At 45.4% G+C, this 26,604-nt stretch carries 12 protein-coding genes; 10 read left to right on the top strand and 2 right to left on the bottom strand.

The window, feature by feature from the left end:
• The first annotated feature begins 16 nt into the window (after window positions 1–16).
• The 5 genes from A8708_RS15790 to A8708_RS15770 all read left to right on the top strand — a co-directional run bounded on the left by A8708_RS15790 (window position 17) and on the right by A8708_RS15770 (window position 11,978).
• Window positions 17–1,657, top strand: coding sequence for an extracellular solute-binding protein (locus A8708_RS15790; protein WP_068665021.1), 1,641 nt, complete (start codon window positions 17–19; stop codon window positions 1,655–1,657).
• Between the two features lie 197 nt (window positions 1,658–1,854).
• A complete protein-coding gene (locus A8708_RS15785; protein ID WP_068665019.1) occupies window positions 1,855–3,297 on the top strand; it encodes a glycosyl hydrolase family 28 protein in 1,443 nt (480 codons plus the stop codon).
• A gap of 177 nt (window positions 3,298–3,474) precedes the next feature.
• Window positions 3,475–9,771, top strand: a complete 6,297-nt coding sequence (locus tag A8708_RS15780) for a discoidin domain-containing protein (protein ID WP_082927538.1) — start codon at window positions 3,475–3,477, stop codon at window positions 9,769–9,771.
• Window positions 9,772–9,921: 150 nt separating this feature from the next.
• Window positions 9,922–11,493: a glycoside hydrolase family 43 protein gene (locus tag A8708_RS15775; RefSeq protein WP_082927537.1), complete on the top strand. Its 1,572-nt coding sequence runs from the start codon at window positions 9,922–9,924 to the stop codon at window positions 11,491–11,493.
• A 35-nt stretch (window positions 11,494–11,528) separates the two neighbouring features.
• A complete protein-coding gene (locus A8708_RS15770) occupies window positions 11,529–11,978 on the top strand; it encodes a glycoside hydrolase family protein (RefSeq protein WP_068665017.1) in 450 nt (149 codons plus the stop codon).
• Window positions 11,979–12,097: 119 nt separating this feature from the next.
• Here the strand turns inward: A8708_RS15770 and A8708_RS15765 are convergent, their stop codons facing one another.
• Window positions 12,098–12,838: a response regulator transcription factor gene (locus A8708_RS15765; RefSeq protein ID WP_082927536.1), complete on the bottom strand. Its 741-nt coding sequence runs from the start codon at window positions 12,836–12,838 to the stop codon at window positions 12,098–12,100.
• A 25-nt stretch (window positions 12,839–12,863) separates the two neighbouring features.
• Complete coding sequence (locus A8708_RS15760) at window positions 12,864–14,663, bottom strand: sensor histidine kinase (RefSeq protein ID WP_068665013.1); 1,800 nt, start codon at window positions 14,661–14,663, stop codon at window positions 12,864–12,866.
• A gap of 198 nt (window positions 14,664–14,861) precedes the next feature.
• Between A8708_RS15760 and A8708_RS15755 the strand changes: the two genes are divergently transcribed.
• From A8708_RS15755 to A8708_RS15735, 5 genes are all read left to right on the top strand, one after another.
• Entirely contained in the window at window positions 14,862–16,214 is a 1,353-nt protein-coding gene (locus A8708_RS15755) for an ABC transporter substrate-binding protein (RefSeq protein WP_068665012.1), read from the top strand.
• A 94-nt stretch (window positions 16,215–16,308) separates the two neighbouring features.
• Window positions 16,309–17,184, top strand: a complete 876-nt coding sequence (locus A8708_RS15750) for a carbohydrate ABC transporter permease (protein WP_068665010.1) — start codon at window positions 16,309–16,311, stop codon at window positions 17,182–17,184.
• Window positions 17,181–18,002 carry a carbohydrate ABC transporter permease gene (locus A8708_RS15745; RefSeq protein WP_068665008.1) on the top strand — a complete coding sequence of 274 codons (822 nt, stop codon included), beginning with the start codon at window positions 17,181–17,183 and terminating at the stop codon, window positions 18,000–18,002. The genes A8708_RS15750 and A8708_RS15745 overlap by 4 nt, the downstream gene beginning before the upstream one ends.
• Before the next feature lie 33 nt (window positions 18,003–18,035).
• Window positions 18,036–20,483: a glycoside hydrolase family 31 protein gene (locus A8708_RS15740; RefSeq protein WP_068665006.1), complete on the top strand. Its 2,448-nt coding sequence runs from the start codon at window positions 18,036–18,038 to the stop codon at window positions 20,481–20,483.
• 220 nt (window positions 20,484–20,703) lie between these two features.
• Window positions 20,704–26,511 carry a sugar-binding protein gene (locus A8708_RS15735; RefSeq protein WP_204787552.1) on the top strand — a complete coding sequence of 1,936 codons (5,808 nt, stop codon included), beginning with the start codon at window positions 20,704–20,706 and terminating at the stop codon, window positions 26,509–26,511.
• Window positions 26,512–26,604 lie beyond the last annotated feature (93 nt).

Here is a 26,604-nt window from a genome sequence, read left to right as displayed (position 1 = left end):
TACAGGGGGGAGATACATGAAGTATCAAAGAATTAGGTTTGTTCCATGGCTTCTTATCGTCTTTAGCTTGAACATGCTCTTATCGGCTTGTCAGGGAAATATGGATAGCCCAAATCGTGGGTCAAGTACGCCAAGAAACCAATCAGTGACTGCGGAGACTCTGGATCCCGTCAAATTAAAAGTAATGCTGTTCGGAGATAGACCTATCGATATGGACATGATACTCCAAAAGTTTGAACAAATGACGCAGGCTACACTAAACACCGCGCTTCAATTTGAGTTTAGTCCCTATTTGGAGAATGAAAAAAAAATGATGTTAAGAATGTCCACCGGAGAGCCTGTCGATCTCATGTTCGATGCACCTTGGACAAAACACTTATTTAATAATGTAAGCATGGGTTATTATCAACAGTTGGACAAGTACTTTCATAATGATGATTATCCGGGTCTGAAGAAAGCGTTCCCCAAGGCAATGATGGATTCCAATAAAATCAACGGCCACATCTATACCATTCCATTGTTAGATTCCTATTATGATCCGCCGGCCATTGCAATCCGGAAGGATATTCGGGAGTCGTTAGGCATGAAACCCCTCGAGACGATGAATGACCTAACTACTTATTTTGATAAAGTACTCAAGCAGTTTCCCGATAAAATTCCGGCTGTGATCGGCAGCAGGGGCATTTTTCGATTGGGAATACCTGACGCAAAAGGGCACAGCGATATCCGATTGGCTCCGATGATGTCGGATTCGTTTACGGGTGGCATCCCATTTAGTGTGGCGTTGTCCAAGGATGGAAAGAAAGTAATTGGCGCTGCGACCATCGGTGATCCCGACTCGGAATTTGCCGACTTTCCAGCTCCTTTTAATTCCCATGATGCCATTTACGAACATTTCGGGACCCGGGTTCAATTTCGGAAATACAACAATGCAAATCCACTATCTTCAGAAGCTGAAACTGCGCTAGATGTAAGCAAAGCTGCTTCACAGGCGGACACGACCTTATCCGGGATTGCCAGACTTAGGCAAGACTTGCAACGCGTTAATCCTGAGGCAGATTATGAGCCGTTCCTTCTAGGGAGCCAAGCACAACGGGATATGCAGCCTGCATCGATTGGAACTACGTTCTGGGCTAATAATAGCCTGGTCATTCCGGTCACATCTAAGAATACGGATCGTACGATGAAATTTCTGGATTGGCTGTTCAGCAGCCAAGACCATCACGACTTGTTCGAACTTGGGATTGAAGGCAAACATTGGGTTAAGGACGGAGTGGGCGGCTATAAGTTGACGGCTGAATCACCCCAATACCGCTTTCCGGGCTATGAGCTAACCAATCATTCAACGATGTCCCGCATTTTTACGGATAACGATGTGAAGACACTGGCTTACCTGAAATGGGCTAGAAACAATGAAAGCTATTATCAGCTGCCGTTATCGGGGTTTATCTTTAATTCAGCATCCGTCGCCACAGAAATTGCCAAGGTCAAACCCGTTATGCTGCAAGCATCCGATTTGCTTATGACTGGCATGGTCAAGGAATGGAAGGATTATGCGAGGGAACAAAACAAGAAGTGGCGTACCCAAGGTCTGGACACGATACGGCAAGAGGTCGTTAAACAGGTGCAAGCTTATCTGGATGCTGGTGGGAAGTAGCCAAATTAAACATTTTGAAGGCTTTTAAAGTCGTTAAGAAGCTTCAGATTGATGAATTTGCAGTTTTTTAAACTATCCAATATCTCACTGTTTTGTGATAGTAGTGATATCGGCGTGGTCGCCGGAAATTTAAGGTACATGGGGAGGAAGGCCACAAGGTCTTCCTCCTTATCATGATTCCAAGGAGGAGTATAACAATGAGCCTCTTACAGATTTGGCAGGCTCCCGAAGGGGCGGTGGGACAGGACGATTTTGAAGTCAGCGCCAGAATTCATGGAGAGGACTGGCAGCCGCTCTTTGTGTATGAAGCGAAAGTGGACATGCACAATGTCAGACAGGCATCAATGACTTATTTTGACATGGAAGGAACGGTGGAAGTTCGGGTCGTGAGCCGGAAGGGATTAGTGCATCAGGCGGTTATTAGACCGCTCTCGAAGCAAATTCCATTCGAAGTGGATGGAGCGGCTGTTACGTTTCGTCTGAATGAACCGTGCAAACTGTCGATAGAAGTGAACGGAGATCGGTTCGGCAATCTTCATCTCTTTGCGAATCCACTGGAGAAAGAACCTCCTGAACCAGACGCGCCGAACGTGCTGTTCTTGAAGCCTGCTATCCATCGAATGCCGGATATTGACCGTTTGGCGAACAGTCCATTGCAGCCTGGTGGCGTGGAGCCAAACGTGATTTATTTTGGACCAGGCATGCATTATTTGGAGGAGACGATCTTTCGCATTCCGTCCGGGAAAACTGTTTATATCGCCGGTGGTGCCATCGTTGTCGGTTCACTCGTTTGCGATCGTGTACACGATGTCACGATTTGCGGGAGAGGGATACTCTATTTATCCGACTTCCACCGATTCTCGGCTTTCCGAGGTGTCCGGATCACCTTTTCACACCATATTACGGTGGAAGGAATCGTGCTGCTCGACCCGCCACACTACAGCATTTACATTGGTAAGTCCGAGCACATCCAGATCCGCAACTTCAAATCCTTCAGCACGCGTGGCTGGTCCGACGGCATTGACATGATGGCCAGCTCACATATTGAAATCGAAGATGTGTTCCTTCGAACATCGGATGATTGTATTGCCATCTACGGAAGTCGTTGGGACTACAGAGGAGATGCGGGTTTCATCAGCGTTAGAGACTCCGTCCTTTGGGCAGACGTAGCCCATGCGCTTAATGTTGGGGGACATGGAGATTATCAGCGGGGCGATCTGATTCAGAATATTCAAATCTCCAATATCGATATTCTGGAACATCATGAACCTCAACCTAATTATTGGGGGGCGATGAATATTAACGTCGGCGATAATAACACGGTAAGCAATGTTAGTTATGAGGATATCCGCGTTGAGGATTTCGAATTGGGCCAATTGGTAGACATTCGGGTGGTATGGAACGAGAAATATAATCCTGTACCCGGTAAGCGAGTTGAAAATGTCACCTTCCGAAACGTGTCCTATAATGGAAAAAATGAAAATAAAAATCGCATATACGGATTTGATCAAGAACGATTCGTAGGCGGGATCACCTTCATTAATCTTCGTATCAATGGCGAGTTGATTTTGAATGCCGAAGAGGGGAAATTTGACATCAACGAACATGCGCATGACATTCAGTTTCGCCATGAAGCATAAAAACGTCGAGTGATAATCAGACTTTCGAGTGGAAGGGCTCTGCCCCTCCCTCATAAGGGCTGAATCGATACCCGGCTTGTAGAAACGTAAGAAAGGGAGGAAGTATAACGACCTGTGAAACCGCTATCATATTTTAAAGGAAACACATCCACATTTCAGATGAGAGGAAGATTGCGAATGAAGAATAAAGGGAAGTTATTATCAATTCTATCAGCAATCATCATGATAGCACAGATTTGTTTATCCACTATGCCAGTTACCGTTAAGGCTGAATCTCCTTCGGTGTTTACAGATTATTTACCGACGATTACACAGGTAACCGATGAGGAAGGATTTACACATCCCGGTGTAGGACTTACTAAAGAGCTTCTTGAAAACCTGAGATCGAAGATTAGAACGGGAGCACAACCGTGGACATACTATTGGAATAACATGCTGCTCACGGCTCCAGAAGCTTCAAGAACAGTTGGTTCAAGCAACAGTAGAGACGGTGTGACAGTACTCAACGATAATTTTGACAGTCAGGGTATTGAAGGTAGGTTTATTGCAGACGGCATAAAGGCATATGCACAGGCGATGATGTATTATATAACCGGTGACGAAGTATATCGTGCCAATGCCATGATGATTATCCGTATTTGGGAGCAGATGGATCCTGCGAAATATGCGTTCTATAGAGATGCGCATATTCACGCAGGAGTACCGCTTAACCGAATGGTCATGGCGGCGGAGATATTAAGATATTCAAGCACACAAACAGCATCATTGGCTTGGACAGAACAAGATACAGCAGATTTTACGAATCATCTTATTATTCCGGTAACAGAAACATTGCTCCACGATCAAAATCATTTTATGAACCAACATAATTATCCTTTGATAGGGGCTATATCCGGTTATATCTTTACCGGTAACCGCGATAGATACAACGAGGCTGTTGAATGGTTTACTGTTAACCGTACAGCGAATGACCAAGGCTTCAACGGATCGATTAAGGCGCTGTTCCGGTGGGTAACGGAGGAAGAAAAACCGGGAACGATAGTCGGTGAAGGAACGCCGGTAGAACCTCATGTTCAACATATGGAGATGGGCCGAGACCAAGCGCACGGCGGTGGAGACTTAACCAACGCGGCTATCTTAACCCGTTTGATCCATGCCCAGGGAACCAAAATTGATCCAGTAACCGGAACCCCGTCTACAGCGGACAATGCCATAGATATTATGGAGTTTCTGAACCATCGACTTTTAGGGGCAGCCAACTTTTTCTGGCAGTTCATGCTCGGTTATGACACGCCATGGACACCACAGGCATACGCCATTACCGGCGGTGACCCTGATAACGTTGGTATGGGTGGATATATAAGAGACACTTATAATTTTCTTTCACCGGGTTACAGGGGAAGGTTCGACACTGCGAATTTTTGGGATTTTTATTCCTACTATACGTATGTCAAACAGGAAGATGTATCCGAGCTTGCTCCCTATTATTATGAAGCTTTCACCAAAAAACAACCGGCAACTCCCGGTATGTGGGGGAACAAGGATGCAGGCAATGACTTCTGGCTCTATTTGCCAGCGGAGGCGGAGGCTGATGCAGCAAAGTTTATTCCACAGGATGTAACCAGTGGTAAAACACTGCATCTGGAAGACCGGTACACGAATCTTGACAACCATACAGCCACTATGCAAGAGGGAGATACCCGATTTATTCGATTCCATGCAACGCAAGAAGGAAGTAAAATAGCTGCTCTCAGTTTTGCAGGCGCTGCCGGTTCGGGACCCTTTGGATTCAAGATTCGAACGAGTGGCGTAACCACATTGGATGCGCTAGGTTCGACCTTCACTCTTCCGGATACGAAAGGGGAGTGGAGATATATATCCGTAGCTGGTACTTTTGAAAATATTGTCTATATGACGGTAAAAGGAGCGCCTGGTGTTACCGTTGATATGGACTCCGTTGATGCAGCGGCAGCTACGAATCTGACACCGCCGGTATTCAAAGCCGGAAGCTCGGATTTAAAGATCTATACCTATGTAGGAGCTTCCGTGAATGTTGATTTGTCTGCCACGGATGCAAGCGGCACAGATGTGATTACGTATGAGCTTCAGAATAATTCCAAAGGGCTTCCGCTTGATGCCCATACAGGCGCATTTTCTTGGCAGCCTTCAGAGGCTGGAAACTATTCCGTTGTTCTTGCGGCTACGGATGGCACTACCGTTTCGGTCAAAAATGTCAGCATTATCGTAAGCAGCGACCGTGCTGCCGCAGTACAAGCCATCATTGCTTCCTATGATCCCAACCAAGCATATGTGGAAGCAACGCTCAAGAATTTCCAAACGGTGTATAACGACACGTTGAGTCTGATTAACACTGCGTCCGAGGAGGATTTCGATAAACAATTGCAAGCGCTAAGAGCTGCAACCGAAGGATTGTCATTAGTGACGCCTGTAACTGATTTCGGTATGCGTTGGTCCAAGGTTGTCGCTTGGTCTTCCTGGGGTTCAGTGGCCTCTAATATGGATGATGGTACGAATTTAACCGGCGCTGGGTTTGGTCTTGCGCAGGGGGCAGCCCCGCATTTGTACTATTTGCTGGATTTCGGTACCGATTATAAGGTGTCAGCTACCAAGTTTGGATTCCTGTCCAATATCTTCGTAGATCGTCTCGCCAACTCCACGGTATATGGATCGAATGATAAGGTGAACTGGACACGTATAACGCCGGGAGTCACGCAGTATACACAAGCTTATCATACCCTTGATGTGGATCCTGTTTACCAAAATGAGAAATACCGTTATATCAAATTGGAAATGATCCAACCGCTGCCAGCAGTTCTGTATGGTACAGTAAGCAATATTATGGAAATGACAGATTTTAATGTCTATGGAACACGTTACGAAATTGGCAACAAGATTCAATCGGTTTCCTTAAGTTCTGATCAAGCTCTTAACGGCAGGGTTGCACTTGGAAAGTCAATCCAAGCAACCATCACGGCCAAAGAAGCGATTAGTAACGTAAAGGTTAACATTCAAGGCCAGGTTGCCTCAGTCAGTACGACGGACAATATTACCTGGACAGCTACGACAATTTTGACTGGGCAAGAGCAAAGCGGCGACGTGAATGTTAGTGTTGATTATACCAAGCAGGACGGAACGAACGGAGATACCCTGTATGGCACAACCGATGGTTCGAAGCTGTTCGCTGCCGATGATTCAGATTTGATTACGAATGCTGCCAGCCTCGCCAGTTTGATTGGTTTTAGCGCGACAGATACGTTAAAACAAGCAAATTATCTATTTGACAACAATGCTAGTACGAGTTCTGAGTTCCGGTTGGACGGTTCTGGAGCGGGAAGCTACATGACCTTTGACTTCAAGGAAGGCAATCAAGTGACGCTTTCGAATGTAGAACTGCTTGCAAGACAAGATTCAGGTTTATTTACTCGGATAAGCGGTGCAGTGGTTCAGGGCTCCAACGATAATAGCACGTGGACGACTCTCACCAAGGCAGCGGCATCCACCGCGGATTGGCAAATATTGAAGGTTAGCGATACGCAAGGATACCGTTATATCCGAATTTACAATGCGAATACGTGGTACGGCAATATGGCGGAAGTGAGACTCCATGGTGATGTGAAGTCCTTGAGCAAGATCGCGTCGTCTTCGATTAGTTCGGCACAGAGCCTCAGCAACAGAATTATTCCAGGCAGCACGGTCAAATTGGCCTTCACAGCCAAAGAAGCGATCAATAATGTTAATGTCATGATTCAAGGCCAGTCTGCGCCGGCTACGTCTACAGACAATATTAACTGGATTGCTGAGGCAACCTTGAATCAAGGCGTGGCAACAGGCACAGTGAATTTCGCCATTACGTACAACCAGCAAGATGGAGCGGTCGGATTTCCTATTCACACGACGACAGATAACACCACACTGTTCCTTGTAGACGAGTCGGATTTAATTAATAATATCACCAGCCTCACAAATTTAATTGATTCCACTTCAGGAAGAACAGCTCCAGATACATTAACACAAGTGAATTATTTGTTTGACAACAATGCAGGTACGGGTTCCGACTTCCGGTTGAACGGCTCCGGCTCCGGTAGCTATATCACATTTGACTTTAAGGGAGGCAATCTAGTTACGCTTTCGAGTGTGGAATTGCTCGGAAGAGCTTTGTATGACAGAATTCGCGGAGCAGTCGTTCAAGGCTCCAACGATAATACGACGTGGACGACTCTCACTACAGCAGCGGTATCTACACCGAATTGGCAAGTCTTGCCGGTCAGCGGCAATGTCCCATATCGTTATATCCGTATTTATAATGGTAATGCGTGGTATGGCAATATGGCCGAGGTAAGATTCCATGGAAAAGTTGAAAATTTGAGTAAAATTCAATCAGCTTCGATCAGTTCGGCTCAAAGCATCGCGAGCAGGATCGTACCGGGCAACACAGTAAAACTAGCAATTGTCGCCAAAGAGGCCATTAAAGATGTCAAAGTCGCTATTCAAGGCCAAGAGGCAACCGTATCTTCCACAGACAATATTAATTGGACGGCTACGGCTACTTTGAATCAAGGTGTGGCAGCTGGTCCGCTGACATACAATATTCTTTACAATAAACAAGACGGAACGGCAGGGTATCCAGCTACTCAAACAACAGACAACACTTCTCTTTACCTGGTTGATGAGACGGATGTGATTACAAATATCACTAGCAACGCGAATTTAATAGATTCAACTTCAGGAAGAACTGCAACACAAACCTTGCAGCAGGTGAATTATTTGTTTGACAGCAACGCAAGCACGGGTTCCGATTTCCGTATTGGAAGCAACAACTCCGGAACGGGAAGCTACATGATCTTAGACTTTAAGGCTGGCAATCAAGCTGCACTTACGAGTGTAGAGTTGCTAGCAAGACAAGATCAAAATTATGGGAGAATCAATGGCACAGTGATCCAAGGCTCTAACGATAATACAACATGGACGACGCTCACCAAAGCGGCGGTATCCACTCGGGATTGGCAAACCTTGAAGGTGAACGGTAAAGTGCCGTATCGTTTCATCAAAATTATCAACCCGAACGCTTGGTTTGGAAACATGAATGAAGTGAGATTCCACGGGGCAATGAAACCGGCAGACATGACGCCTCCGGTAACAACCGATAATGTACCGCAGGGATCTGCTAAGAAAAATACGACTGTAACCCTTAGTGTCTATGATGACATCTCTGGCGTTGCAGCAACTTATTATACGGTGGATGGAGGCGCGCAGCAAACCGGAAACACGGTTATGTTGACTACCTACGGAATCCACACAATTGTATACTGGAGTGTGGACTGGGCAGGCAATGTAGAGCAGGAGCACACGGTCACTGTCAACATCGCCGCTACGACTCCGCCAGCTGCTGCCAGTTTGTATGCAGATAGGACAGATCCGACCAACCAAGATGTTCATGTGACCATCACCTATCCGCTTGAGGCGGCTGTGAGAGAATACAAAGTGGGGGATACCGGCGTATGGACAGCGTACACGGGGCCTGTAACACTCTTCGAAAACGCAACGGTGTATGCCAGAAGTGCGGATGCTGATGGAAACATCTCGGATGAGTCGAGTTATACAGTCAGTAATATCTACAAGACAGTCCTTGGGGACGCGGTCTTCACAGCTGACCTCACAGGTCCGACTAGTGGCAATGTTACCGTGACGATCAGCTTCCCGGACAACGTCGTGGTTAAGGAATACAAAATCGGGAATAGCGGCACATGGACAACGTATGTCTCACCTATTACCGTTTCCGACAATGTTACTGTCTACGCTCGAAGCAAGGACTTCGTTGGTAATGAATCGCATGTCAGCAGCTACGTGGTGAACAACATCGTTTCGAAAAGCAAGGCTAAGCCGGGTGTCGCCGTCCTTACCGAAGACAATGGGCAGGATACGGGTCTCCAGGATGGTAATTTTAATATTCTAATGAATCTGTGGTACGGAGAAAATGGCAGGATTTATAAACTCTATGAGAACGATGTGCTAATTGAAACGAAGACCCTTACGGATGACACACCGAATGCCCAATCTTCCGTAACATCGATTACTTATAAACCGAATGGTACCTATCGTTATTATGCAGAGCTTACGAATGCATACGGTACTACGACAAGCAATACTTTGCTTGTAAACGTAACGCAAGCAAAGCCATCCAAACCTGTTTTGTCGAACGATAACTGGGACGGTGACGGAAACTTCAATGTCAACATGAACTTGTGGTGGGGTATTAATGGAGCGAGATATCATTTGTATGAAAATGGCGTTCTAATCTATACACAAGAGCTGACGAATCATACGCCTTCAGCCCAATCTGATGTGACCGTTGTAACCAATAAGGGAAAAGGTACGTATTCGTATCAAGCTGAACTCGTCAACTATGCGGGTGCTACATCCAGTGATACGATGATTATCAATGTTTTGAAGTGATGTAAGGTTTGGCGACTGCAACAGGGCCGGTAATCGGGAACGGGAGCATCACACCGAATTCTGATGACCGGCCCGCATTCATAAGTCCAAAATGAGTTTGACCATCAAGCTTGATTGCAAGCTATTTACAATAGAAAGGATGACTTTGCAATGGAAGCAACCTACAATTCTTTATCTAGAAAAGGAGTTTGGGGTGACCAAGGTGACGGAACCTATGTTAATCCAGTCTTGCCAGGGGATTATAGCGACCCGGATGTCATTCGGGTCGGGGAAGATTACTACGCTATCTCCTCTACGCTGCATTGCTCACCGGGGATGGCGGTATTGCATTCGAAAGATCTTGTGAATTGGAGAATGATCGGCCACGTAGTGAAAGATTTGACAAACATCGGCCCGGAATATAAGTATGATCGCATGAATCGTTATGGCAGAGGAGTCTGGGCAGGCGCGATCCGCTTCCACCAGAATAAATATTGGGTCTATTTCTTCACGCCCGATGAAGGATTGTTTATGAGTACGGCCGTCGACCCGGTTGGACCTTGGGAGCCGCTGCATCATGTTTGGGCGATTAGCGGCTGGGATGATGGCTGCCCGTTTTGGGATGATGACGGACAAGGCTACTTTGTGGCCACGAATTTTGCTAATAATTATCATATCCACTTATTTAAACTCAGTGAAGATGGCAGAGAGCTGTTGCATAACACGGATACGATTATTCATCAGTACAAGGGAAGCGAAGCCAATAAGCTCTACAAAATAAATGGGGTTTACTATTTTTTTCACAGCGAGGTTCGCCATGAAGAAGGCGTTGACGTCAGAGTCGTCATGATGTTAAGAGCAACGCATATTTATGGGCCTTACGAGGAAAAGGAGCTTATCCATACACACGGCAAGGAGGTAGACAGGGAACCGAACCAAGGCGGTCTTGTCCAAACCGTTGACGGGGATTGGTATTTCATTAGTCATCAAGGAATAGGGGGATGGGAAGGGAGAACGCTTCACTTGCTGCCTGTAACCTGGACCCACGGATGGCCAATTATTGGAGACGATACGGATGGCGATGGAATTGGAGAGATGGTATGGGGTGGCAATACACCTATTAACGGATATCCCGTGAAGGTTCTTGCCAGCAATGACGATTTTGACCATGAGGTGCTTGAGCCGTATTGGGAGTGGAACCATCAGCCGAGAGCCGACAAATGGTCATTAGTGGAAAGACCTGGCTATTTGCGTCTATACGCATGCCAACCCATCGAGAAGGATAATTTTTTTACGGTCTGCAATATACTTTCACAACGAGCATTTAGAACTATTTACAATGAGGTTACTGCAAAAATAGAGATCGGTGGCATGGCTGACGGGCAAGAAGCGGGGATTTGCCATTTTGCGCAAACTTACTGTACGATTGGCGTACGACAACAGAACGGGACAAGAATTCTGAAGTTTAACCATTTGGGGGCAATTGTGTGGGGGCCGGAATTAACAGGCAACACCCTTTGGTTAAGGTCTGTGTGGAACATCGATGGAATCAACCGGTTCGAATATAGCGTGGATGGGGATCATTTCACAAGCTTCGGAGACGCTTATCAGCTCAGCTGGGGGCATTATCGGGGAGATAGGATCGGAATATACTGCTGTAACAGCGAGAGTGAAGAAGGTTATATGGATGTAGATCGATTTTATTATGAGGCAGCAGGATCCTTGCAAGTTAAGTGCAGATAATATTAAAACATGCTTTATATTGGGAGTGTAGAATGATGAAATCGCCATTGTTTAGGGATCCTATCTATGATGGAGCGGCAGATCCCGTGGTCATTTGGAATCGGCACGCCAGGGAATGGTGGATGATTTACACGAACCGTCGGGCAACGCAGGAAGGTCCGAAATATGGATGGGTGCATGTTGCTTCTTCAGCGGATGGCGGATTTACCTGGTTATACTGGGGAACCCTGGAAGGCCTCGAAACAGGCTGGGGTCGAAATACGTTCTGGGCGCCTGAAGTCATTTGGCATGATGGGCTTTATCATATGTACGTCACGTATGTCCACGGCGTACCGCAAGATTGGACTGGCAAGGCTCGCATTCGGCATTATACAAGCCCCGATCTTATTCGCTGGAATTTCCAGTCCACGCTTGGCATTAGTGAGGAGAATGTGATTGATTCCTGTGTATCGTCTGCCGAACGGTACGTTTCGAATGTGGTTTAAGCAAGCCAATTATACCTATGCTGCGGACAGGGGATCAATTGTATCTGGTTCCTTGTTGAAATCGATAAACGTTACGTGATATCAAAATTTTGAGATAATAGGAGTATACGTGCCGTACATCACTCATACAAGTTTCGATATTCCGTAGGGGTTCTTTCTGCAACTTGTTTGAAAATTCTACTGAAATAATAAGGATCGGGATAGCCTACACGCTGAGAGATTTCTCTAATAGAGAGATTCTTTTCCTTTGTAAGCAAATATTTGGCGTGATTGATCCGCACTGTTGTTAAGTATTTGGAAGGCGGTCCCCCCGAATGTTTGATGAAAATTTTACTAAGATAAGATGGATGGAAATTAAAGTGTCTGGAGATCGACTCCAGTGTAATTTCTTCAGAAAAGTTTTCTTTTAAATATAGTTGAACCATCTGCACGATTTCTTCAGGTGTATGCATCGTTTTCTCGGAAGAAGGCAGTGACTTCGGTAACTGCCTTTTGTTTTCAATTGACATCTTAATCTTGATTAGGACTTGTTCTAGTTCACTAGTAATGATTGGCTTTAATAAGTATTCGTTCACGTTGAATTTGATTGCTTGACGAGCATAATCGAAATTGTTATACCCACTGATGATTACCTTTTCTATGTGCGGAAATTGAAGCGACACTTGCTTTAACAACTCTAATCCATCAATGGCAGGCATTTGGATATCTGTAAATAAAACATCGACAGCATTACTTTCAAGAACTTTTAGCGCAGACAAGCCATCTTGAGCAGTACCAATGACGACATAGGAAGCATCTAAGGATTGAATTTTCTTGACGATATTATGCAATATTAATTCTTCATCTTCAACAACAACCACACGAATTTGTGTTGTATGCTCCAGATTACCTCACCCCTTCAATTTTCCCTCCAACTCGTACCATCGCCCCGCCATCTGGTAGGTTAACGGTTTGCATGCACAAATCTGTCCTGTAAGAAATTTTCAGCCTGAGATAAATATTCAGTAGTCCCATCCCATCAAGCTGCAAGCCAGGAATGATCCCGGTTTGTTCGATTTCCTGAATCCTATTCGTAAATTCCATGAGTGCCCTCTGATCAAATCCAGGTCCGTTATCGCTAACTTCTACGAACCAGTGGTCATTCTCCAGGTACCCTCTCACCTTAATTATCCATGGAGGCAACAGTTTGGATGAGTATTTCAGTGAATTTTCAACAAGAGGTTGAATGATTAATTTCGGAACTGGAATATTTTTCATATTATCTGCCATTTCAAATGTATACAGAATGTTTTGCTTATGTCTAATTTTAATGCATTCCAAATACTTTTCGGTATAGGCTAGTTCAGTTTCTAAAGGGACAAGTGATGAATTATCAGCAGATATGTATCGTAACATCATAGATAAATTCTCAATCATAATGACAATTTGCTCATTCATATTTTCTTCAGCCATGATGGAAATCGTAGTTAACGTATTGTATAAAAAATGAGGATTCATCTGTGATTGAAGCGCTAACATTTTGGCTTGAAGTTCCTGTAACTGAGACAGTAACAATTGATCCATAGATTCCTTCAGTCGTTCGCTCATCTTGTTAAAAGCGAACTGCAAGCGATCAAGCTCGTTGAAACCGCTGTTTAGTTCCAAATGTGTCTGAGAGGTGATACCTACTAAATTGGTGGATTTCATGGTGGCATGCATTCTTGCTATGGGTTTCGTGATTCGTTTAGCTGCAAGGTAAGAAAGTGAAATAGCAAGCAATAGAATGGCGATACTAACCATAGCGATTTTCTTGGTAAAATCATTTAAAGGGCCTAATAATTGCTGTTCGGAGACTAGGAGAGCAATGTTCCAACCTGTGTACTCGGAATGAGCGATACTATAAATTTCGTTCTCATTTGTAATAGGGTTACGGATGTTACTCATAGCTGAATGAGAATTGGTTTGCAGAAGGGTAAAGTAAGAAATTAGTTCCTTCGCTTTGGGGTTAGTTGGATAAATAATGTCCCCAGTATCCGTATATACAATAACCTTTTGCCCGTAGTTGTGCTTCATGTAATCATTAATGTTGGTGAATAATTTGTCTGCATCTTGCTTGACTTCTACAATACCTTCAGGGGTATTATTAGCGTCAAAAAACAAGCGAACTAGTGAGATGGAATACGCATCCTTGGAGGAAAGAAATAGTGAAAGCTCATCATCCTTCTCCGGAATTGTGATGTATTTGCCCTTGGTATTTGCGAGCACCTCTTCATACCAGAGTTTATTAGGCAAGTTTACTTTTGTTCTCCGGTTGTCAATGCCGGATCCGAACATGTTTCCCCCTAAATCATATAAATTGATTTGATTAACCGGGAGAGCAGGTCCATTGGCTGCAACTAAAATGTCTGCTAGATCTTTATTGTTATTGATTGTGTCGCCAGATCCCCCCGTAAATTTGAGGAATTTGTCCTTCACTAGATTGGAATACAAAATATTGAGGGATACAGCGTCAATTCTTCGTATTTCTAGGTCTAATTTGTCCTGCATGGATTGTGAGAGATTATCAAGAGATTCAACGGCCTTTTTCTTAAGTAAATCGGATGACCAGATATAAAAAGGTACAACCACTAACGATAATACCACGATGATGATTAAGGAATAGGTCTGGAAAAGAACGAATCGAATGGTACGTTTTTGAATGACCATAGTCTCCTACTGAATACATGAATAAGATTTTGTATGCTTAGTTTGCGGTGTTTATAGGAAATTGTCAAAAGAAATTTGGCGGAGGTAAAGAATGTCCAGTTATAAAGCATTGTAAATCCATGGAAGATAGAAATGAATTGCAGTTATAATGAAAGCGTAAACAATACCAACCACAAGTGAAAAGGGGAACCGAAACCAATGAAAAAAACATTTACGGTGATTGTGTCGATTGGGATTATGGCATCTGTGTTAGCGGGATGTGGAAGTACAGCGGAGACCGTAACACCAACTGCTTCAAGCGGTGCTACCAATAGTGCGAAATCAACAGAAACGCCAAAAGAAAAAGTTACACTGACATACATGGCTAGCCAAGACTGGATAAAGGATTCTGAAATGCAGCTCGCAAAGAAGTTTGAGGCGGAGACTGGTATTCATATTGATTACCAAATCGTTCCATCAGATCAGTACCAGAATATTCTGAAGACCAAACTCAATGCGAAGGAAGCACCGGATATTTTCGGCGGACAGGATGGACAGCTTGATTTGAACAATTTATACGGTGTCGAAAAAAATGCGGTTGATTTAAGCGGTGAAGAATGGGTAAAACGAGAAGACCCGCTCTTTGTAGAACAAGGTTCTTATAATAAAAAGCTGTATGCACTAACCATCTGGGATCCAAGTTATGACTGGGTTGTCGTGTATAACAAAAAAATATATGAAAAGTTAAACCTTAAAGTACCGACTACGTATGCTGATTTTAAAGCGGCGTCTGAGAAGATCAAGTCTGCAGGTATTACGCCTATTTATGAACCCGTGTCCGATGGCTGGCATCATGTGCTTTGGTTTCCAGAGCTTGGTCCTAAATTCGAAGAAGTCAATCCTGGATTAACGGATAAGCTAAATAGTAATATGGAGCAATTCGCGAACGTACCGATTATGGAGCAGGCACTTACGCAGCTCAATGAACTAGCGAAGTCTGGTTACATGGGAGATAACTACTTTTCAAATACATACGCCGATACAGAAAAGAACATGGCAAGCGGCAAATATGCGATGACGGTGTATAATCTTGGGTTGCCGGCGCAAATCGAAAAAGCGTTCCCAGAGGTTAAAGCGGATACATTTGGCTATTTCTTGATGCCGCTTGCTGACAATCAGATATTAAATGTTAATCCTGCTGCGCCAAGTAAATTTATTTATTCAGGATCCAAACATATTGATTTGGCAAAGAAATATTTCCAGTATCTGACGAAACCAGAAAACTTGCAATTCTTTTTGGATAACGAACCGAAGTTCTTAGCTTTGAATTTCAAAGATATTAAGAACCGTTACACACCCGATCAAAAGGCATTCTTCGATACGTATGGCAAAAAACAAGGCACCGTGTATCAAACATCCATTAGTTACCTGAATCCGCAATGGATGGATATCGGGAAAGACATTTCAGCGATGTTTACAGGGAAAATGCAGCCTAAGGAAATTTTGAAGAGCATTGACAAAAGAAGAAGCGATGCCGCAAAAGCAGCCAAAGACCCTGCTTGGGCACAATAATTTGATGGAAGTATAAATCAGAACAACCCAGCGGATAGGATAATGAAGCTTGCTGGGTTGTTACTGAAGATAATGTGGAGTGGAGCGTCCTACAATGAACAAAAGCATATATCCCTTTTATTTTTCAATTGGCGCATTGGTACTGTATCTGCTCTTCTTTGTAATTCCGGGATTTATGGGAATTTACTTTTCATTTACAGATTGGAATAGTTATAGCGAAGGAATTGAATTCATAGGACTTGATAATTTTCGAACGATCTTCTCAGGAAATGAGAAATACCTATCCTATTTGAATCATACAGTTACGTTCACGATAACAACAGCCATACTGAAAACGGGAATTGGGCTGTTCCTCGCTCTAATCTTAAATCAGGGGATTAAAGGTAAGAATTTTCATCGTGTGGTTATCTTTATGCCGGTTATCGTTCCTACATTAATTGTAGGATTAATTTTCAAGTCCGTATTGCATCCTGAAGTTGGATTGGTCAATGAGTTCCTAAGATCCATCGGACTGGAAGTTTTGGCTAAAAGTTGGCTGACGGATATCCATTTGGCCTTTAAATCCATTATTGCTGTCGATACCTGGAAAGGGGTCGGCTATATTATGGTCATTCTACTGGCAGGTCTACAGGCCATACCGGATATGTACTACGAGGCTGCGGAAATGGATGGCGCTAATTTTTGGAATAAATTCAAGCATATCATTGTTCCACTATTGATGCCGGCGCTTACAGTTACAACAGTTCTTAATTTTATCTATGGATTCAAAGTGTTTGATATTGTGTACGCGCTTACGAATGGTGGGCCAGGCTACGAAACAGAAGTACTGTATACGGGCGTGTTTAAGGAATTCTCCCTCGGTCGTTACGGCGTAGGTACTGCCTTATCTACAGTTATGTTTCTCGTTATGATCGTGATTGGCTTTTGGGCAGTCAAATGGATGAGCAACGAAGATGAGGTGGGCAAATGAAGCTGAACATGGTAAAGAATGTTTTGAGAAATACGACTGCTTGGATCGTGAGCATCATCACGCTAGCGCCACTCCTGTTAATTGTGATTAATTCGTTAAAGGATAAAACGCAGGCCAGCTCAATGGGTTTTGATTTGCCTAAACAACTGCATTTCGAAAACTTTCTGGTCGTCATTGAAAAAGGGAAATTACTTCGTTCACTTTGGAACAGTTTATTTTATACGGGAGCTTCTACAATTTTGTGTATTTTATTATCGGCTATGGCAGCCTACATCTATGCTAGAAATCGTTCAAGATTAAATCGTTTCTTTTATTTTTTCTTAATTCTAGGCATTGCCTTGCCCATCAATTATTTTACATTAACCAAGATGATGCAAATGACTCATTTGATGAATACGCAAATCGGAATTATTATTCTGTACGCAGTCGTGCAAATTCCATTTAGTGTATTTATTTTATATGGATTTGTAGGAACTGTTCCCAAAGAACTCGACGAATCCGGTATTATTGATGGTTGCGGCCCACTAAGGCTATTCTTCTCCATCATATTTCCCTTATTAATGCCTGCTGTAGTGACCACATTTATTCTAGCTTTCATTAATTCATGGAATGAATTCTTGCTTCCGCTGTACTTCCTCAATAATGCCAAACAGTGGCCTATGACGTTATCTGTTTATAATTTCTTCGGCCAATATCAAATGGACTGGAATTTAGTAAGTGCTGATATTGTAATGACTTGTCTGCCTGCTGTTATTTTGTATTTATTAGGTCAGCGATACATTATTTCCGGTATGACATCTGGCTCTGTAAAAGGGTAGTGATTTCAAATTTCTTTGACAAGGAGAATCATGATGCAAATCATTCGACATAGCGTGGAGAAGGATCGTCTGTTGCTAGAAACGACTAACGGGCGAATCATGCTTGCCCCATATTCCAACAAGATCATTAGGATTCGATATACATTGGAAACTGAATTTAGTACACAAGAAAGTCTAATGATAACAGGTTTGCCTGATTCGAAGATTTCCTTCACCGTAGAAGATCTCCAAAGTTATCTAGTATTTTCAACGGCAGAACTGACAATCCGGATCCTCAAGAAGACGGGAGCTTTTACTTATCTGGATGCATCAGGAGCCTTACTGACGAAAGAACCGGATCGCAGAGGAAAAACGCTGGTTCCCCTGGATGTTATGAAATCCGTATTCGATGAATCCGCCAATATTGAAGCTGGACAGGGAGCCGATGGCCTGCGTGTCCGAGCTGACAACGTGACCAAAGTGAGGGATCGAAAGGCATTTCATACAAAGCTTGAGTTTGAGTGGATGGAAGATGAGGCATTATACGGCTTGGGTTCACACGAAGAAGGCGTAATGAATTTGCGGGGAACGCATCAATACTTGTATCAACAAAATATGAAGGCGGTTGTTCCTGTCCTGGCATCTACGCGTGGATATGGCATTATAGTAGACAGCTATTCCATGATGACGTTTCGAGATGATGCTTTCGGTTCCTATATATGGACAGAAGTAGACGATGAAATGGATTATTATTTCATTCTTGGTCCGGAGATGGACAGTATTGTTCATGGGATCCGTGAATTAACTGGAAAAGCCCCGATGCTGCCCAAGTGGTCATTCGGTTATATCCAGTCCAAGGAGCGTTATACGTCACAAGAAGAATTGGTAGCCGTTGTTCGCGAGTATCGTGAGCGAGAACTGCCGCTTGATTGTATCGTACTGGATTGGAAGTCCTGGACAGGGGAACTTTGGGGTCAGAAAACGCTTGATCCTCAGCGGTTTCCAGATCCGAAAGCTATGGTGGAAGAGCTTCACGGGATGAATACGCGATTGATGGTTTCTATCTGGCCCATTATGAATCCGCAGAGCGATAACAATAAGGAAATGAATGAGAATGGGTGCTTGCTTGGAAATCAGGCAACGTATGACGCTTTTCAGGAGAAAGGCAGACAATTGTACTGGAAACAGGCGAACGAGGGACTCTTTGCACACGGCATTGATGCTTGGTGGTGTGATTGCACAGAACCTTTCGAAGCCGACTGGAGTGGAGCTGTTAAGCTTGAGCCAGAACAACGGATGCTGATAAATACAGAAGAAGCCAAGCTTTATCTTGATCCGGAGTTCATTAATGCGTATTCCTTGCAGCATTCCAGAGGCATTTATGAAGGACAACGCCGAACTACAGAGAGCAAACGGGTCGTTAACCTGACACGTTCAGCTTATGCAGGGCAGCATCGTTATGGGACGGTAACATGGTCGGGTGACATTGCGGCAAATTGGGAGACGCTGCGAAAGCAAATTCCAGCTGGATTGAATTTCTGTGCAACGGGCTCCCCATATTGGACAGTGGATATTGGAGCATTCTTTGTTCAGAATAAGCCGGATCTGTGGTTTTGGAATGGGGACTACGACGCAGGCACCCAAGATATGGGATATCGGGAATTATATGCCCGTTGGTTCCAGTACGGTTCGTTTCTTCCGATGTTTCGTTCTCATGGCACGGATACCCCCAGGGAGGTATGGCAATTTGGTGAGCCAGGCCAGCCTGTCTACGATGCCATTGTTAAATTCCTCCGTCTTCGATACGAATTAATGCCATACATATATGCCCTATCTGCTCAAGTATATCAACACGATTATACTTTAATGCGAGCGTTATCATTTGACTTCAGGCACGATCCGAATACATATAACATTGGAGATCAGTTCATGTTTGGCCCAGCATTCTTAGTAAATCCAGTCACCGAGCCTATGTATTACAATGCGGGTTCAGAATTGCTTGAAGGTGTGAAGAAAACCAGAAATGTTTACTTACCCCAAGGAAATGAGTGGTACGATTTCTGGACGAATCGCATCTATGCAGGTGGGCAAACGATAGAAGCCGAGGCACCATTGGACCGTATCCCTCTCTATGTAAAGGCAGGATCTATTGTGCCTCGGGGCGGGAGTATTCAGTTTGCTGAAGAACGTCCGAATAATAACATACACATCTGTATCTATTCCGGGCAAAATAGTTCTTTCGTTTACTATGAAGACGAAGGAGACAATTACAATTATGAAAGGGGTGTTTTTGCTCTAATTCCTATGGTGTGGGATGAGGGGAACCGAACATTCATTATCAAAGAGCGGCAAGGAACTTATCCCGGGATGAGGGCAAATCAGTCATTTAACCTAACATTTCTGGGTGTTAAAGATGGTGGTGGATCGCTCAAAGAGGCAGAGAAGACAACGCAAATTCACTACACAGGAAACTACATCGAAATCAAGCTAGAAGACTTGTAGGATTCCCCTTTCCCCTAAAACCCATCAATGTTCCTACAAAATTCCTTCTGGCCGTATGATTGTCTCTGTACGAAAGAGTCGTGAAAAACTACAATGGACTCAGAAATGATATCGCTTACATAACGCTGTTAAGTTTGGAATGGAAGGGGGTGATTTGAACAAAACTCCTACTGTCTTGCTAACCAGAACAGTTTATAAATTGCAAATCCAAGGAGGTTTTATGAAAGTGAGAAGGAGAGCATTCATTTGGCTTATGACTCTGGTAATGATCTTATCCATGATACCATATGCAGGAGCGGTAGAAGCGGCTGCCAGTGCGCCAAGTGCAACGATTTATGTTGCTGCAAATGGTAATGATAACACAGGTGACGGAACACAAGCGAAGCCGTATAAATCGATTGCTAAGGCAAAAACAGTAGTAAGGACACTGCCTAAGACTGGTGGTGATATCGTCGTTCAAATTGCCGATGGCTTTTATCCGCTTGATGAAACTCTCGTTTTTGACAAGAATGATTCAGGAAGTGAAAGCAGCACAATTCGCTATGAGGCGGCGCCGGGTGCAAAGCCGGTAATCAGCGCTGGCGAAATGCTGCAAAAAGGCGTATGGACAGAAGCGGTTGGCCTTACTCAGACAGGCGGCTTAAAGGCATATAAAACGACCCTTAACCGGAGCGATAAGCTGCGTGCGCTCTATGTAAATGATAAGGCTGCCACCATGACGAAGAGCTCGGAGATAGCTTCGGCCAACAGAACCGTCACGGGCACCCCCACAGCCAGCTTTACCGCTGCCAATAACCCTTGGGCGTGGCAGAATGGCACCAACATCCGGGCGGGTATCGTATTCGACGCCAGCGTGGGTCTGACTACAGCAACGAAAAACCCCCAAAACATCGAAGCCGAAAGCACGGGCGGGTCCACCGCCAGATGGGCGAGGCCTTTTATCACCTTCGCGTCGATCGAAGAGGCGCCGGCAGCCAGCAACAAGCCTGGCGGTATCATGTTCCGGTTCCAGATGCCGTATGGGTTCATTTCGCAGTCTTTGGGTAATAACACGCAATATAACGCTGGTAATAACCAAGTAATCCGCAACGCTTTCGAGTTCTTTAACAAACGCGGAGATTTCTATTTCGATCAGGCGGCAAGCACGCTTTATTACATCCCGCTTGCAGGCGAAGATATCAATACCGCCGACGTGGTCATTCCAAGGCTTGAAACGGTCCTCGATATAAGAGGGATCCCTGTAGGAGATCGGTTGAACCCTGTTGCGGGCTCGGATGATGGACGTGTCAAGCACATAACCTTCAACGGGTTGAAGTTTGCCCATACCGACTACAAACTGACTGAACTGACAGGCACCTATACATATAGCGACGGATCCGGTCCGGTAACGACCAGTTCCCGAGGCTATGCATCTGTTCAGGGCTCTATTGTGAACAAAGTTTACTTCCCCAGCAGCATCAACTGGCATGAAACTTTCTACCGAGGGTATGACATACCGCCGGCAGCGGTAATGATCAACGCGGCGAGGAACATCAAGGTGCTGAACGGGGAGATTGGGCTTACCGGATTTAATGGCATCCATGTAGAAAACGATGCCAAGGATATCGAAATCTCGGGCAACTATATCGTAGATACGCTCGCTTCCGGCATTGTAATCGGACATCCGCAGCATATCTATGAAAACGATGTGGCGATTACGCATGAATCCAGTGTTTCGGCCTCTGGCACGCCAATAAGGAACTGGGCTGGCGTTGATAAGGAAAAATTTAAGGCGGGCACGGAAGCCGTTCCGGAGAATATTTACATTACAAACAACTTTTTGTACAGGACCTGCTACGGATTCCCGGGCGCCAACGCATTGGCTTCATTCTACACAACGAATATGCAGGTGCTGCATAACTACATTTATGACACCACTTACGGCGCCATGAGCATCGGCTGGGGTTGGGATGAGTATGATGGGTTCGGATTTACCTCCCAAGGGACCAACAAGACCGGGGGCCCTTACAATGGTACGAATGAAACAAGTCTCGCAAGGTCTCCAGCAATATCTACGACTTCCAGGAATAACAAAATAAACTATAACCGGGTAGAGGAAATTTGCACGGTAGTTAACGACTCCGGAGCTATTTATTCACTGGGCCGGCAGGGGGATCCGGGTAATTTACCGGGCGGAGGGACATGGGACACGATCAACACCGTCTACCCTTTGACAAATGATCCTGTCACTAACAAGAATAGTAACTGGAATCCTGACAACTGGACGAATTTCACCGAGATGAACTACAACTTCCTTAACCCAAATCCTACGGATAAACCAACGAGCTCCAACAACTGGATGAACGGGTTCCATCCCGACGAAGGCAGCACGTTCATTAAGATGATAGGCAACGTCGTGCAGGCTAAGCTCTCCTATGCTGCGGGGCAAAGCCGTCTTATTGAGTTTAACAACTGGAAGCGCAAAAGCGATATGATTATGGTCCAAGGTTACGTAGACGGGGATAATAACCAGAATGGCGCTCCTAGGACTACTTTTGACAATTACAAGAGCACAAGCCGTATTTGGCCACTTAAGGGCAATGAAATCGTTTTGAATTCGGGTCTTGCTAATGAATACACGCATATGATCCCAAGGAGCCTCATTGCCGATACCGAGTTTGAGCTGGCTTCCAACGTCATCATGGGTAAAGGTGAAAAGCTGAACCGCAGGGGTCTGCTCCAAGCGCAAGACACCGTTTGGATCGCGCCGGCGAACACTACTGTCTTTAATGAAGGCGCTACCATGACTAAAGCTGCCGGCGACGTTAAGTCAATCAACGCTCCGTCTTCTGCAGGCGAATACAAACTGTATATCAAATATGGAGACGGCAGAGCAACGGCCACTTCCAAGTATACCGTATACGTCGATGCGAGCGGTTCGGCAACTAATGTGGAAAATGGAAAGAGCTATGAAGTTTCAGCAGTAAGGCCGCTTAAACTGACTTTGAGTACGGATTACACCTTTACGCTTAACGGCAAGCCTGTGACGAATGGGTACGAAATCCGCACTGCAGGAAGCTGGACTTTGGTAGGCAGCACTTCGACGCCTGCCATAACCTTCAACTTCACCACCACAGTATCGGAGGCGAATAGGCTGCTCCCGGCTGACGTGTCAGTTGCCCCCGGCGGGAAAGTCAGGTTTGCGTACGATTTGGACGACGCTACTAAACAGATATGGATTTCTTCATCAAGCGACGGAAATTTCATTGAAAGCGACAAAGAAACAATGGCCTCCGGCAGTATGATAGAAATAACCGCGCCAAAGTTGGTCGGTCCATACATTATTTATGTGCGTTCGAAAGAAGGCGATGTTCTCAGCCAGTCGCACGCTCGTGTCGTGGTGCGCGATATGACGCCTGCCGATATTCCTAGAGATGGTCTTGACTTATGGCTCAAGGCTGATGAGGGCGTGGAAAAAGATGGAAGCGGCAACGTAACTGGATGGACAAATATGGGAAGCGTCCCAGCGAAGCTTGTCCCAGCGAACGTCCCCGGCAGCGGCGGTGATAATCTTGGAACACCAACCGGCAATCCTACGCTAAAGAACGATGGATACGACTATGTAGATTTTGCAGCGATGTCAAGGCCGTTAAAAGCTGCAGGCTTTAAGAATTATAACGGCAGTACGCAGATGACGATATACGCGCTGGCTAGACCAACAACCACAGCCAACAACTCAAGCGATCAAAGTGGTCTTGTTTATTTCGGATTAAACGAAGCTTACCAAACGTGGGCTGCCAACAGCGGTTGGAGCGGTATTAATCTGGGTGTTGGAACAAACCGAGTTAACATCCGCTTTGGTAATACGGATGGCAGCGTATCGGGTGGCGGGCAACAAATTACAACAACAGCGACTGACGGTCTGGCCAGCGTTCGGGCGCAGCTAAACGGAACCAATAGAGCCGTGTATGTTAATAACAATGTTATCGGCACTGGAACTAACGCTAAGGCGCTTTTAGGAAACAGCTCGGATCTGGGCGTAGGTTACACGATGGCGGCTGCAACCCCTTACCGCTTCCTGGGCAGGGTCTCGCAGGTTCTCATTTACAACAGAGTGCTTACAACCGACGAAATTACGAAAGTAGAAACATATTTTAACAATGTCAAAGCGGGCCGTGGTGGACCCGCGAATCCAATTGTTTCAGCAGTCGACAAATCTCTGCTGACCTCCTTGATTGAGTCCGTCAATAGCAAGGAAGCTACCATTTATACTAACAATTCATGGAACGTATTTGCTAGCGCATTAAGTGAGGCCAAGACTGCCGTCTCCAATGGTGATATCGGCCAGGCAGCAGTGGATAATTCCTATTACGCGCTGCGTAATGCGACCAAAGCACTTCAATTGATACCGAGTGGCGTAACAACTGCCGTATACGGTACGCCTGTTCTCGGCGGGGCTGCGCTCGATCCGCTCTGGGATACGACTGCCACGCTGCCAATCCTTAAGCATTTGACCATGGCGAACGGTCCGACGGATGGCTCCGCTAAAGTACTGTGGGACGATACTAACTTGTATGTTCTGGTGCGTGTAAAATCCCCTGAGCTGAACAATAGCTCCAGCAATGCGTATGAGCATGACTCGGTCGAGATCTTTGTGGATGAGAACAATAGTAAACAAACCTCTTACGGCACAGGTATGGGACAATACCGTATTAATTATCTGAATGCGAAAACCTTCAATCCAGGCAGTATCAGCGCGGGATTTGAGTCCTTTGCCAAAGTTGTGGATGGCGGTTATTACATTGAAACGAAGATCCCCTTTAAAGCAACCCTGCCAACGGTTGATCGGGTAATTGGATTTGATTTGCAGATCAATGACGCGAAAGCAACGGGTGGCCGTCAGGACGTTATCATGTGGCATGACGTGACCGGACAGTCCTATGCGAACGGTTCACAATGGGGTGTGGTTACCCTTGTCGGCAAGCCGCCGGTAGTTTCCGGAGCAGCTGGAGCGACATCCATCACGACGAAAGAAGGCACGCTGCAAATGTTAGCGGGAGTGCCAGTCGTATGGTCGGTTACCGCAGAAGACGGTTCGGAGACAAATGCAGCGATCATCAGCGAGACGGGATTGCTGTCGGCCAAAAAGAATGGCGTCGTGAAAGTAACGGCGAAAGCCAACGGGTCCAGTTTGAGCAGCAGCGCGCTGATCACCATCAGCGGTCAAGAAGGTGCGCTGCTGAGCGGAGCGGCTTCCATCTTATCCGGGCAACCATTTAAATTGAACTTTGGTTTGAACAACGTGACTTCTAACGTTTATGCAATCGATCTGACCGTTCACTACGACCCTGCGAAGGTGGAATACCTGTCAGGCATCTCACTAGTAAACGGCTTCTCGATTGTGCTTGACCATGAAGGCACTTCGGGCGGCGGTGAGGCTAACATCCGATTCCTTGCTGCAAGCGTAGGCCAGGCCATTTCCAATACAGACAATCTGCTGGAACTGAGCTTCAAGGCCAGAGACGTTGGTGCGACTGTCGAGGTTAACGCCATCACGGTCGATCATGTCATCATCTCGGACGGCGTCACTGAAACGCAGGTAAGCTCGGCTAGCCATAATGTGAAGATTGAGCGTATTAGCAAAACGGCTCTGAGCGCAGCAATTGCCTTAGCCCAAAGCAGCTTGATCGGCGCGATAGAAGGTTCGCTCCTTGGACAATATGCACCAGGTTCCATAGCGCTGCTGCAAAGCAAACTGGCTGCCGCCAACATCGCGCTGGCCGATCCGGCCATGTCCCAGGCAGGCATTCAAGAAGCGGCAACTCAATTGGAAGCAGCGACATCCGTATTCAACGGATCGTTAAAAACGTTGTCCGGATCAAGCGTAATGACGATCGGGGATTTGGCGGTCATTGGAAGACACTACGGACAAAGCAACACGGACATCGGTTGGACGTTGTACAAAGCACTAGGTATTACTACGCCGCGTCCAATTGGCATACAGGATCTGGCGTCGGTCGCTTACCGCATTCTAGGAATCTCGCAGTAATCGAACCAGGTTCATAAAGTAACGATAGGCTAAACGGTCGGGAGGAGGCGATTTCGTGTCTTCCTCCCCCATCTATTTGGAGAGGAAGTTGAC

Source organism: Paenibacillus oryzisoli, assembly GCF_001653565.1.
Taxonomy (GTDB): domain Bacteria; phylum Bacillota; class Bacilli; order Paenibacillales; family NBRC-103111; genus Paenibacillus_E; species Paenibacillus_E oryzisoli.
Note: the sequence above shows the minus strand (reverse complement) of the source record. Positions and strands in the feature narration are given on the sequence as shown.